General features: G+C 53.9%; 10 protein-coding genes. 1 reads left to right on the top strand and 9 read right to left on the bottom strand.

Annotated features, from left to right (window positions below; all coding sequences use genetic code 11):
- Positions 1-13: 13 nt before the first annotated feature.
- Entirely contained in the window at positions 14-1,435 is a 1,422-nt protein-coding gene (gene clcA / locus J4617_RS19600) for a H(+)/Cl(-) exchange transporter ClcA (protein WP_000845429.1), read from the bottom strand.
- A 169-nt stretch (positions 1,436-1,604) separates the two neighbouring features.
- Between clcA and hemL the strand changes: the two genes are divergently transcribed.
- Complete coding sequence (hemL, locus tag J4617_RS19595) at positions 1,605-2,885, top strand: glutamate-1-semialdehyde 2,1-aminomutase (protein WP_017465928.1); 1,281 nt, start codon at positions 1,605-1,607, stop codon at positions 2,883-2,885.
- A gap of 107 nt (positions 2,886-2,992) precedes the next feature.
- Here hemL and stfH read toward each other — a convergent pair whose 3' ends face one another.
- From stfH to fhuB, 8 genes are all read right to left on the bottom strand, one after another.
- On the bottom strand, positions 2,993-3,832 hold the full coding sequence (gene stfH, locus J4617_RS19590) for a fimbrial adhesin StfH (protein ID WP_023243417.1): 840 nt from the start codon (positions 3,830-3,832) through the stop codon (positions 2,993-2,995).
- Positions 3,832-4,362 carry a fimbrial protein gene (locus tag J4617_RS19585; protein WP_017465930.1) on the bottom strand — a complete coding sequence of 177 codons (531 nt, stop codon included), beginning with the start codon at positions 4,360-4,362 and terminating at the stop codon, positions 3,832-3,834. The genes stfH and J4617_RS19585 overlap by 1 nt, the downstream gene beginning before the upstream one ends.
- On the bottom strand, positions 4,362-4,838 hold the full coding sequence (gene stfF / locus J4617_RS19580) for a fimbrial minor subunit StfF (protein ID WP_000725075.1): 477 nt from the start codon (positions 4,836-4,838) through the stop codon (positions 4,362-4,364). Before stfF ends, J4617_RS19585 begins: the two co-directional genes overlap by 1 nt.
- Positions 4,835-5,347 carry a fimbrial protein gene (locus J4617_RS19575; protein WP_001250313.1) on the bottom strand — a complete coding sequence of 171 codons (513 nt, stop codon included), beginning with the start codon at positions 5,345-5,347 and terminating at the stop codon, positions 4,835-4,837. The genes stfF and J4617_RS19575 overlap by 4 nt, the downstream gene beginning before the upstream one ends.
- 18 nt (positions 5,348-5,365) lie before the next feature.
- Entirely contained in the window at positions 5,366-6,118 is a 753-nt protein-coding gene (gene stfD / locus J4617_RS19570; RefSeq protein ID WP_000982721.1) for a fimbrial chaperone StfD, read from the bottom strand.
- Positions 6,119-6,135: 17 nt separating this feature from the next.
- Positions 6,136-8,793, bottom strand: coding sequence for a fimbrial biogenesis outer membrane usher protein (locus J4617_RS19565; RefSeq protein ID WP_000951676.1), 2,658 nt, complete (start codon positions 8,791-8,793; stop codon positions 6,136-6,138).
- 85 nt (positions 8,794-8,878) lie between these two features.
- Positions 8,879-9,439 (bottom strand): fimbrial major subunit StfA, encoded by a 561-nt coding sequence (gene stfA / locus J4617_RS19560; RefSeq protein ID WP_001090553.1) that lies wholly within the window; start codon positions 9,437-9,439, stop codon positions 8,879-8,881.
- Positions 9,440-10,378: 939 nt separating this feature from the next.
- Complete coding sequence (gene fhuB, locus J4617_RS19555; protein ID WP_023211133.1) at positions 10,379-12,418, bottom strand: Fe(3+)-hydroxamate ABC transporter permease FhuB; 2,040 nt, start codon at positions 12,416-12,418, stop codon at positions 10,379-10,381.
- Positions 12,419-12,421: the final 3 nt, after the last annotated feature.

Here is a 12,421-nt window from a genome sequence, read left to right as displayed (position 1 = left end):
CCTGGTAATTCGTTCAAGTATTCTCGCCCGCAGGCGCATTCTGGCTTTTCGCCGCCTGTTCCGCATCCTGCTTCGCCAGAGTGCGCGCCAGGATGGTTGAGTATAACGGTTTCCCGCCCAAAAACTGGGCTAATAGTGTCGCGCCAAGACAGGTGATAATCATTGGCAAAATGAGCTGGTAGTTATCGGTCATCTCCAGCACCAGCACAATCCCCGTCAGCGGGGCGCGCACCGACGCCGCCATCAGCGCCCCCATCCCGGCAATCGCAAAGGTACCGGCCTCCAGGTGATACTGCGGGAAAAGCACTGCCGCCGCCATACCGAAGGCCGTACCAAGCAGCGTTCCCAGCGCCAGCATCGGGGCGAAAATGCCCCCCGGCGCGCCGGAAGAAAAGCAAAGCAGCGTCGTGACAACCCGGGCAATAAAGATGAACAGCAGTAGCCCGACGCTAAAATTACCTGCCGCGGCGATAGGAATAAGGTTAAATCCGCCGCCTGCCGCTTCCGGCTCAATCAACCCCAGAATACCGCACAGGCCGCCGATCGCGCCGCCCATAAGCACCCATTTTTTAATTTCGCCGCCATGAAAGCGCTGAAACATATCCTGGGTACGCAGCACCAACGAATTAAATACCGGCCCGACGCAGCCAAAAATAATGCCGAGGATAAGGTATAACCACAGTGTGTTAACCGGCGCATCAGACAGTTTGCCGACTTCAATAATCGGCGCTTCGCCGTTAAATATGCGGAACACAATGCTCGACATGATGACGCCGGTAAACACCGCTTTAATCGAAATCAGGTTGTAGCGAAACTGCGGGCGCATCTCTTCAATAATGAACAGGATACCCGCCAGCGGCGCGTTAAACGCCGCAGAGAGCCCCGCCGCCGCGCCGGTCGCCAGCAACGTATGCCGCGCTTCGGCGCTGCGCATACGAAAAACATCCAGCACCATGCGCCCCAGGTTGCCCCCGATTTGCACCGTTGGCCCTTCGCGCCCTAATACCATTCCTGCGCCCAACGTTCCCATCCCGCCGATAAACTTCACCGGCAACACGCGCCACCAGCGCACCGGACGTAGCTCCTCCAGCGCGCCTTCAATTTCCGGGATACCCGAGCCGCCAGCTTCCGGCGCAAATTTTCGCACCAAAAAGTAGCCGACCATCGCCAGTAACGCCGAAAGGATAAAGGCCAGCGGCCAAAGCAAAAACGCATGGTCCGCGACCTGAACCAGCGCGCCAATGCGCATGTTTTGTACCCAGGAAACCGCCTTTTCAAAGGCGACGCCAACCAGTCCGGTAAGCGTGCCGACAACGGCCGCCATGAACAGGATGGCCAGCGGCGTTTTATCCCGCTGCATTAACCGGCGAATCTGATCTCTGCGCCGTAAACGCACAATTTGCTGAGCTAAAAAGGTGGAAGTGTCTGTTTTCATCAGAAGATCATTAATTGGTAATACAAATCTAAAGTCGGCATTCTACTCGCCAACGCCGCGAAAATCCCCTGCAAATCGTATTGTTTCAAATGCGTAAAACTTTCATAACCTTCTCTGAATAACTTAGAATAGCGGGTATTCACTTTTTCTACGAACCAGGAATCTTTCCATGAGTAAGTCTGAAAATCTCTATAGCGCGGCCCGCGAGCTGATCCCCGGTGGCGTGAACTCCCCTGTTCGCGCCTTCACTGGCGTAGGCGGTACTCCGCTGTTTATCGAAAAAGCGGACGGCGCTTATCTTTATGATGTCGATGGCAAAGCGTATATCGACTATGTCGGTTCCTGGGGGCCAATGGTACTGGGGCATAACCATCCGGCTATCCGCAATGCGGTGATCGAAGCTGCGGAGCGCGGTTTAAGCTTCGGCGCGCCAACCGAAATGGAAGTAAAAATGGCGGAACTGGTGACCAACCTGGTGCCGACCATGGACATGGTGCGCATGGTGAACTCCGGCACCGAAGCGACGATGAGCGCTATTCGCCTGGCGCGTGGTTTTACTGGCCGCGATAAGATTATCAAATTCGAAGGCTGCTACCACGGCCACGCAGACTGTCTGCTGGTCAAAGCCGGTTCTGGCGCGCTGACGCTCGGTCAGCCGAACTCGCCGGGCGTGCCGGCGGATTTCGCGAAACATACGCTGACCTGCACTTATAACGATCTGACGTCAGTGCGCGCGGCGTTTGAACAATATCCGCAGGAAATCGCCTGTATCATCGTCGAACCCGTGGCAGGTAATATGAACTGCGTCCCGCCGCTGCCGGAATTTCTGCCAGGTCTGCGCGCCTTGTGCGATGAGTTCGGCGCGCTGCTGATTATCGACGAAGTAATGACCGGTTTTCGCGTAGCGCTGGCCGGAGCCCAGGATTACTACGGCGTCGTGCCGGACCTGACCTGTCTGGGTAAAATCATCGGCGGCGGGATGCCGGTAGGCGCGTTTGGCGGTCGTCGCGATGTAATGGATGCTCTGGCGCCGACGGGCCCGGTTTACCAGGCGGGCACCCTTTCCGGCAACCCGATTGCGATGGCGGCCGGTTTCGCCTGCCTGAATGAAGTCGCCCAGCCCGGCATTCATGAAACGCTGGATGAGCTCACCACCTGCCTGGCGGAAGGGCTGTGCGAAGCGGCGCAGGAGGCGGGGATCCCACTGGTCGTCAACCATGTCGGCGGCATGTTCGGGATTTTCTTCACCGACGCTGAGAGCGTAACTTGCTATCAGGACGTGATGGCGTGCGACGTTGAACGCTTTAAGCGTTTCTTCCACCTGATGCTGGAGGAAGGCGTATATCTGGCGCCGTCCGCGTTCGAAGCAGGCTTTATGTCCGTGGCGCACAGTGAAGAAGATATCAATAACACCATCGACGCCGCGCGTCGGGTGTTTGCGAAACTGTAAAAGAGAACGTCCAGAAACAACGTAGGCCGGGTAAGGCGAAGCCGCCACCCGGTTTTTTTTTGGTTCATACCAGGTTAGCGTGAATCTTCGCCAAACACCCAGCCCCCCTAAAGCTCATCAATAATATACTGGAAGCTACAGGTCGACGTGAACTGCCCGGAGCCAATGTTGCGGGTGTTCACCGCTACATTAATGTCATGAAGCTCAACATCGGTTATCGGATGATCAACGGCGCTGGTCGTGACGCTCGACTGGTCGCAGCCCAGCACATTGAGCGTAATACCCGATGAGACAAAACGGCAATAAGCGCCACGGTTGTCAAATTTGCTGCCATCGCACAGTTTCCCCCCCTCCATCAAATAGGTATGTAACGTGCGATTCACCGTGCCACCGGTGGCATCAAGCATGAGGGTTGTTTTCTGTTTCGAAACGTTCGCATCCCAGGAGATATCAAAAGTATCAACGGGAACTTTCGGGCAAACTGAGCTGCGCGTATCCGGCGGGGAATACGTTTCGTTAGTGATAAAAGTGGTAGCAACGATATGGCTCGACGCCAGCCAGGGGCAACCATAATCATCGCTTTGTACCGTAATCTCCAGGGTAAAAGAACCACACCCCCTCCAGTTCGAGGGAAGATTCTTGCACGCAGATCGCGAAACAGTGTTATCAAAATCCTTCAATACAACCTTCGGCGCAGGTTCTGGCCCAGACCAGGAGTCTGCGGTTAGCGTTTCTCCTTTACGATGTCCCGAAAGGTTCCAGGAGCCATAGTACACTCCCTCCGGAGTCGCTATCGTCACCTCCGCCACAATAGATTTGTCGCTATTAGGGCCAATACCATAATACATCGTGGTGCTTGAAAACGTCGCTTTCAGCATGGGTCCCGCCGCTATTGAACGGCAACAAACGACCGCCAACAGTAAAAATAAAATCTGTATGCTTCTCATCATAAATACTCAAAGGTAACTAGTGCGCTTGCGAAGAACGTTCCCGGAACCAGGTCCTCGCCAGGAAGGCGTTGTACCCAGGCATTCAGGTTTAGCGCGTTATTCCCCGTCACCAGCGTGAATATCGCACCCTCTTTATCGTTCATGCCCACGGGAACGCCGGATAGCGTTTCAATACCAATCCCGATCCCAAAAGCACCTGAATGGCTATCGATGGCCAGGATACCGCGCATTCCGGTCGCTTCGGTTCCAGTGAAAGTCACCTGCACCCCGTTACTCAGCGCCGAATCGCAATCCGTGAGTTCAAACACCAAAAGCTTACGAGCAGACTGGCCGTCGGGAGTGAAATCAGAACTGTCAAGCGACGAAAAATCGACTTCGGCAATCCCCGTCCCCTGCATCGTGAGCGTGCAAGGACTGGCCACCAGGCTACCGGAAAAATGCAGGTTATCTGCCGCTGAGACCGGCAATATCAGCGCCCCACAGAGGATGCAGGCCGCGCCGTGTAATAACGCCTGTCTTTTAGCCATTACTGATAATCCACCTGTAATGTTGCCGTCGCATCGAAGCCGCCTTCTTTCAGCGAAGCACCGCTCTTTTTAACCGGTATGGCTTTCAGAACAGGTATCGATTGTTCATTCACCGTAATGGTGGACCCCAACGTAAAGGGTTGGTCGTTCTGCCTGAGTTCAATCCCCAGCCCCGCCACGCTGGTGTTTACCGCCGCCGGATTAAAATCACTCACGGAACCGCTTAGCGTCAGGGTCATCGCCATCGTCTCATCGCGCACCGTTGAATCACAGGTGATCTCATACGGAACATTCTGCGCATAACGCGTACCATCTATTTTATTAATCAGCAGGTTACCGAACTTAACGTCGATCGTCTGATCATTGTTAATCGTACAATTCGGCGGTGAAATTAATGTGCCGTGAAACTTAAGATTATCGGCTGCCTGTGCGGCAAGGCTGCCCCCCATTAACATCGTCAAAACTATTTTTTTCATTGGTAATCCACCACCAACGTGGCGCCTGCGTTAAACGCGCCACCTGTTAACGTTACGCCATTATTTTTGACGGGAATCGCCTCGATGGCCGGACCGCTGCCACCGCTGTATTGAAATGACAACCATTGCGTATTGCCGGGTGAAATCAGCGCGCCATCCGTGGCGGTTTGCAGACGGATCCCCAATCCATCGACATCGGTTTGCAATACCGACTCGCCATTGATAGTCACCGCATTCCCCTGAATCTGTAACTTCAGGTAATCGCTCACTCTGCCGTTACAGCTCAGGCGATAGCCCACCGCCTGCCGGTAATTCACCCCATCCACTTTCGTCGTCAACACATTGCCAAATTCCACCTCACCGCCGGTCACAGTACAGGGCGGCGCGGCATTAACGACTATCGTCAGCGTCATGTTGACCGTCTTACTTCCCGCTGCCAGCGGCATACTGACCGCACTCAGCATGGCCGCACACGTTACCGTGCCCAGCCGTAACCGCCATTGCCTCATCTTGCGTCTCCTTGTCGGTTACGACTTTCTGCTTTTTGCTTCATCTACCGCACAACTGTTGTCAGTACAGTTAAAAATCAGCGGTAACCGCGCGCCATAATCGTTGACGTAAGTCAGCACAGGCGAGTGACCTAATTCACTGGCGTCCCCTCCCAGCGTCACGTTGCTTTTTGGTGCAATCACTAAAGGGCTAAAGCCTCTGGCTGGTGTGCCGTCCATGCGGTTGCTGGCGTTGCTTAACACCACGTAGTAACCGGTCGGATTGCTCACCTGATATCCATTGCCCTGACGCTGAAGGGTGATCTTGTATTGCCAGGGATGCTGCATATCGATTTTCGATAGCGCCTGCGGGCGGTAAAAAACTTTGATGCGCGTTTGCAGGGCGATTTGCAGCGTATTGGGCTTGTCGCTTTGCGGCGGAATTTCGCGCACGTTGTAATAAAAAAGGGTTTCCCGATCCTTGGGGAGCGACGCCAGCGCCGGCATCCCCTGAATTTTGACCTGTCCGATTGCCGACGGCTCAATGCGCTGGACCGGTGGGACGACGATTAAAGGCGAGGTGATTTTGACGCCCTTCTCATCCTCCACCCAGGACTGCGCCAGATAGGGCAGTTTGCTGTTGGCGTTTTTCAGATCGACGCTTATCGATTTATCTTCGCCGCGAAACACCAGGCGGGTGCGATCGGGCGCGATGGCGGCCTGGGCGCTACCGTAGCCGCCCAGCAAAAGCAGCAAAACAGCGGCCAGGTTATAACGTTTTAATGGCATCATGAATGCGGTTTCCTGAATCAATGTGTTGGATAACGAGAAGAGAGCGCTTCGGGTTGCGTCGAAGACGTCCGCCGCTGCGTATGAAGCTGGAGTAATGGTTTCTCTTCGGGCTGCGTTGCCTCAGGTGATGAAGCATCGCCGATGCACGGCAGCAACAGGCCGCTAAACAGATCGCCCGGCAGCGGATCGGGCAACGCCGCTTCACACTGCGTTTTACCTTCCCATGTCACCTGCAACCGCTCGCCGGGGTTAATGCCGATCAGATAAACGCTGCCGTCTTCACCTACGATCCCTAACTGTTGCTGGCGGCTGTTGTAAACCTCTGCGCCGAAGGGCGGCGTGCCGCCATCGCGCAGGCGGATACTGGCCATGGCTTTTTTACCGCTGAGCACCTCCATGCGGCGATAACCGATCGCCCCTTCCGTCAGGGTCGCCTGAGCGATGGAGAGAGTTGCTTCCGCGTCTTCCGGCAACTGGGTAATGTCGATTTTCACCAGGTTGCGGTAGTAGTCGTTGACGTCGACAATGACGGCTTTACCAAACGCGTTGGTATATACCGGCGTGCTGTAGCCGGAGATGGGTACGTTCGCTTCATCGCCGACATCCACCAGCAGCCGCGAGCCGCCGTTGACGCTGGTGCGGTGCAGCGCCCCGCCTTTAGCAGTCAGCGTCGCGCCGCCCTGGATGTTCAGCCCGCCGGAGGTATAGTCGCCTTCCTGATAGTTCGCACTGACGTCAATGTCGGCATAGCTCGCTTGATGACGGTAGTAGCCGTCGAGAGTCGCACCGTTATCCGCGCGACCAGCGTTGATCTGGTAGTTATTGCGATCGTCAATGCGCTCGTAATAGCCGACCTGATTGCTGTTGTTGTCATCGCTAAAGGAGCCGTTGTAGCTCAGCGTGCGGTTGTTGCCCCACGGAATACTGAGCGAGACGTACACGCCGTCATCACGCTCATTGTCATATTCGTTGCGAAAACCGTTCACCGACAGACTGATCCCGCGCACCTCACCGACATCGAAATAGTGCGACAGCGTCAGGTTATAGCTGTCCTGGTTAGGTTGATTCCAGTAGGTGCGATGGGTGTAGTTGATATAGGCGTTGACGTTTATTGCCGAAAAGTTCTGGCTGTACGTCAGGGTATACATCTCTTTATCGTGGCCGGTACGCTGACGATCGTTATCGTCATTATGCGTATCGATAAACTCGTCCATCGTCATGTAGTTTTCTTCGGAAAAGCGATAACCAGCAAACGTCAGACGGCTGTCTATATCATCAAAATCTTTAGCGTAGCTGGCACGGAACGAGTTACCCTGAATGGTGCCGTCGCCGTAGGCGCTACCCTCTGGCAGCGTCGCACGGGAATGGGTGACATCGACGGAAAACGCGCCCAGCAGCGCCAGATCGCGCCCCAGTCCTAACGCCAGCGCCTGATAATCCTGCTCACCGATGGCACCGCCGTACAGCGACCAGCCGTTAGCGATCCCCCAGGAGGCTTCGGCTGAGGTGAAAAAGCCGCCTTCCATATTGTGATCCCAGTCCTGCGGTCGCCCGGCTGCCAACTTGTAGCGCACCTGGCCGGGACGGGTCAGAAACGGAATGGAGGCGGTGCTGACGTCATATTCCTGCACCTGACCGCTTTGTTCTTCAATTTTGACGTGTAGATCGCCGGATACCGTTTCATTAATATCCTGAATGCGAAACGGCCCAGCCGGGACTTGCGACTCATAAATCACCCGCCCGCGCTGGGTCACGGTGACTTTGGCGTTGGTGCGCGCCACGCCTGATATATCCGGGGCGTAGCCGCGCAGATTAGGCGGTAACATCTGATCGTCGGTGATAAGGCTGCCGCCAACATAGTTAAAGCCATCGAAAATATCGGATTCCAGCGATCCTTCGCCCAGCGTTAGCTGCGCCCGGAGCTGCGGGATCGCCCGCCAGGCGTAATAGCGGTTCCAGTCCCAGTTCTGTTCGGAACTGGAGCCAAAGTTGTCTTTATCTTCGCTGTCATTTTCGTGACGATAGTTAGCCTGCCAGTCCGCGCGCAAACGCCACGCGCCGAGGTTGGCACCCACCGTGCCGTTGCCGCTGATGTCATATTCATCGCCGTCATCATGTTCAGCATGCCGCCACTGGCTGTTAACGTTGTAGTCAAATAATACGCCGGGAATCCCTTCATCCCAGCGGGAAGGTGGATCCCACTCTTCATCGCTGTATTCCAGATAGGCCTGCGGAATAATCACCGTCAGCGTTGACTGGCTTAAATCCGTTTGGGTTTCCATCCCTTCCAGTTGATCTGGTTGCAGACACTGACCGGCATTTATCCAGATCATTTTATCTGCTATTTCAGGTTTTAACCCCAGCAGCGATACCAGTTCAGGCGATAAACAGGGATAGGTGTTATCAGGATCGTTATTATCAACGGAATACGTAATAACATTATCCTGGGCAATTTGACTCTGATTGACCAGCACCTGGAGATGATAGCTCCCCGGCATAATGTAGCCTTTACGGGAAAAACGGGAGAGATCCAGGCTGGCATCATCTTTAACATCAAGAAATCGGGTATTAAATTGAATGGGCGCTTCCGCATAGCTATTTTCCGGACCGACAGCCAGAACAATACCCACCACGGCCGCAAGCGTGCTCAGACGAAATTTTTTATAGTGAGCCATCAGACAATCTATCCCTGAAATATATAATCTATTTTTTTACTTTAAGCATTATCCTGCGGCAGACTGCCGCAGGATGATATTTCACTTACAGATAGCTGATCGTGAAGTTTACGGTGCTGCTGAATTCGCCGGTATCGATAGTGCTGGCAGCGGAATCGCCTTTCACCCAGGCTTTGAAGTTAAGAGTCTGTTTCGCCGCCGCAACGCTGCCGTTCATCGTCAGATTTTCGCTGTAAGCGTCGCCCAATTTGATCGCGGAACCCAGGTGGTTGCCGATGACAATGCTGGAACCCGCCATTTCGCCGCCGCCGATACGCATCAGCGCAACGCTGCCCGGATTAGCGCTGGATTCGTTACCGATGGCAGAGAAAACGGTAGACGCTTCTTTCTCAGTGGTGAATGCGCAGTTTTCCAGACCGATATGGAAATCGACTTTTGAAGATTCTTTACCGCCCATCAGAGAACCGGTACCGATATGGCCCAGGTTAACGGTCTGGTGTTCGTCGCCAACCACGATTGAACACGGTGAATCTTCAATAGTACCGGTAAAAGTAACCGTACCAGTATTACTGCCCGCAGCATTGGCAAAGCTGGAAACACCCATAACCAGTGCGGCAGCAACCGCAGCTTTTACTGCTGTATTCATTTTTCATCCTTATTAAAAGTTGGTGAGTATTTTTACGCTATTCACACGGAGTTATACTCAATACCCCATGTTTATATTAGTAGATATATATTATATGACGAGTTATGAAATTGCCGATGCAACATTCAAAAGAAGCAAACAACACGTTAATAAATAACATCCCTTAGGCGCGGTGAAGTATTTTCCATTAAAAACCCAAAGACAAGTGTTTTTTATTTAAAGGATTATCAGAATTAAATAATAAATATTTTTACCGTTCAAAAAACAAACAAAGCAAGCAAGACGGGAGAGCCAAAAAAGCAATAAACATGTCAAAATGAATAAAAAAAGATCAGAATTACAGTACTGAATATATAGCAATGACGCGTAACATTTATTTTTGGTATAAATTTCATTAAAAAAAACAAAAAATGCTAAATTACATTTTTTTTGTTTACTCGTGGCAATTAATTTATTTTAATAGAGTTGTTTTTTATTACTTCGATAAAAAAATAATATTTTATTATCGAAGTTTTATAATGAAAATTTATTATTAAATTAAAATTGATTTACGAGATGCATTAAAGATGCGGCATCCGCATCTTAATATTTAAAAAGGCTTAATACCGAAACCGGTAATTCTTATTATTGGATAGATCATGCCGCAATTTATCATCAACGTTTCGGGCCTGGATATGTTGAAATTAGTCACCCTGTTCACGAGACAGCGGCGCGCCACTGAAATAGCTCATGACTTATCGATACAAAAATAACACCTGCTTCTTGCTGAAAATAAAAGCAGAGTTCCCTCGATAAAACGTGACAGGACAGCTCTCGCACCTGATAGCGTTCAGCTATTTTTAGGCCTACAAAATATTATCACAACATATTGATATTGTGTAATTTGTAGGTCGGGTTGAGCATGGCTGCCACCCGACATAAATGTGGCACAGCCTTTTTTTACCGACTCTGTTTACGTAGCAAATAGATAAAATACGGCGCGCCAATAAAGCTTGAAAGCAGTCCCGCCGGGATCTGATACGGAAATAGCGCCATCCTGCCGCACCAGTCGGCAAAGACCAGTAAAACGCCCCCTGCCAGCGCCGAGATGACCATATGCGGCATCGTCCGGCGAAAACCGAGCATCCGCGCAATATGCGGCGCCATCAGTCCAACGAAACTCAGCGGCCCAATGGTCATCGTCGCGGTTGCCGTCAAACACGCCGCCAGCGCCAGCAGCGCGATACGCGACGGCGTAAGCGCCATGCCCACCGCACGCGCGGCATCGCCGCCCAGGGGCAAAATCGTTAACCAGCGGCGACACAACGGCACAATGGCCAGCAAAATCACCATCACGATCGCGGTTCGCGTAACCTGCCCGCCAGTGGCGTTATAGGTAGATCCTGAGAGCCAGGTCAATACTTCCGCCATCCGCGGGTCGCCGCTCGCCTGGAGCATCATTAGCAGCATGGTAAACGCGGTGCTGAGCGCCATCCCCGCCAGCAACATCCGTTGCGGCGAGAAACCGCCGCGCCCGGCGGCTATCATAATAATCAGCAGTGTCGCCGCCGCGCCCAGGCTTCCGGCAGGCAGTAGCCAACCGAAGGCATTCCCCGGCACCAAAAACAGCATCAACACCACGCCAAACGCGGCTCCGGAACTGATCCCCAGCACTTCCGGGCTGGCCATTGGATTACCGGTCAGACGCTGAATAATGCAGCCCGCCACCGCCAGCATGACGCCCGCCATTAACGCCGCCAGTATCCGCGGCCAGCGCCACGGCATCAGTTCTTCAAGCAGCGTTCCGCTCGCCCACGTCCAGCCGTGCGCGTCGCGACCAAAAGAGAGGGCGACCCATGTTGCCAGCAGCAGGAGCGCGCCACCGGCAACGGCAAAAGCAAGAACGTGCCGACGTTCCGCTGCCACACGATCGCTGGCGTTCATATCCGGCGCGCTCATGCTTTTAAGCCGCGGCAGCAGCCACAGGAGCAGCGGCGCGCCGATTAACGCCGTCACTGACCCGGTGGAAACCTCCATCCATACGCGGGTTAGCCAAAGGATAATCTGATCGGATAGCCACAAAATAAGCGCCCCAATGAGCGGCGCCAGCATCAGGCGCGCCAGCAGACGTCTTGCGCCAAGCATTTTCGCCAGCAGCGGCGCAAACAGGCCGATAAAACCGATAATGCCCACCGCGTTGACCAGCAGAGCGCTCAACACAATCGCCAGCGACAGCGCCGCCAGACGCGCTAACGACAGCGCCAGACCCAGATTACGCGCAACGCCGTCATCCAGCCCCATCAGCGTCATCGGACGTAACAACAATAACGTGAGCATCACGCCGCCCAGCAACTGCGGCCACAGACGCTGCACGCCGCTCCAGTCGGTTTGCGTTAGCGTTCCTGTGCTCCATAAAAACATGCTTTGCAACTGATCGTGGTGGAAAATCACCAGTAACTGGTTGATTGCGCCACAGTAAAGGCTGACCACCAGCCCGGCGAGGATCAGGGTCACTGGCGACAGACGTTTGCCCCACGCCACGCCGAACACCAGCGCGCCGACGATACAGGCTCCCGCCAGGGCGGCAAACTGCGTGGTCAGCGCGCCGGGAATCGCCCAAAGCGTAGTCACCGTGATCCCCAATTGCGCGCCGGTCGCCACACCCAGCGTGGTCGGTTCCGCCAGCGGGTTACGTAATACTTGCTGGAACAGGACGCCTACCAGCCCAAGTCCCGCGCCCACCAGTAGCGAAATCGCCAGTCTTGGCAGCAGGCTGTAATGAAAAATCATCTGCTCAATGATGTCGATATCCGGTGACCAGATAGCCTGTTGCCACTGGCTGCGCGGTAGCGCAACGGAGAAGTTAACCCATGTCAGCCAGCAGGCGGCAACAAACAGCGCCAATAACAGCAACGCCGGATGGCGGCTTCGCCTTATCCGGCCTACAAAGCGCCCGAACCGTAGGTCGGATAAGACGCTTTTCGCGCCGCCATCCGGCATTTC

Origin of the sequence: Salmonella sp. 32010601201800023SM (assembly GCF_017572235.1) — a bacterium.
Taxonomy (GTDB): domain Bacteria; phylum Pseudomonadota; class Gammaproteobacteria; order Enterobacterales; family Enterobacteriaceae; genus Salmonella; species Salmonella enterica.
Note: the sequence above shows the minus strand (reverse complement) of the source record. Positions and strands in the feature narration are given on the sequence as shown.

Excerpts from the sequence above, each read along its gene's own strand:
- fhuB (WP_023211133.1), bottom strand. The coding sequence starts at position 12,418 with ATGCCGGATGGCGGCGCGAAAAGCGTCTTATCCGACCTACGGTTCGGG.
- hemL (WP_017465928.1), top strand. The coding sequence starts at position 1,605 with ATGAGTAAGTCTGAAAATCTCTATAGCGCGGCCCGCGAGCTGATCCCC.
- J4617_RS19565 (WP_000951676.1), bottom strand. The coding sequence starts at position 8,793 with ATGGCTCACTATAAAAAATTTCGTCTGAGCACGCTTGCGGCCGTGGTG.
- clcA (WP_000845429.1), bottom strand. The coding sequence starts at position 1,435 with ATGAAAACAGACACTTCCACCTTTTTAGCTCAGCAAATTGTGCGTTTA.
- stfH (WP_023243417.1), bottom strand. The coding sequence starts at position 3,832 with ATGAGAAGCATACAGATTTTATTTTTACTGTTGGCGGTCGTTTGTTGC.
- stfA (WP_001090553.1), bottom strand. The coding sequence starts at position 9,439 with ATGAATACAGCAGTAAAAGCTGCGGTTGCTGCCGCACTGGTTATGGGT.
- stfD (WP_000982721.1), bottom strand. The coding sequence starts at position 6,118 with ATGATGCCATTAAAACGTTATAACCTGGCCGCTGTTTTGCTGCTTTTG.
- stfF (WP_000725075.1), bottom strand. The coding sequence starts at position 4,838 with ATGAAAAAAATAGTTTTGACGATGTTAATGGGGGGCAGCCTTGCCGCA.
- J4617_RS19575 (WP_001250313.1), bottom strand. The coding sequence starts at position 5,347 with ATGAGGCAATGGCGGTTACGGCTGGGCACGGTAACGTGTGCGGCCATG.
- J4617_RS19585 (WP_017465930.1), bottom strand. The coding sequence starts at position 4,362 with ATGGCTAAAAGACAGGCGTTATTACACGGCGCGGCCTGCATCCTCTGT.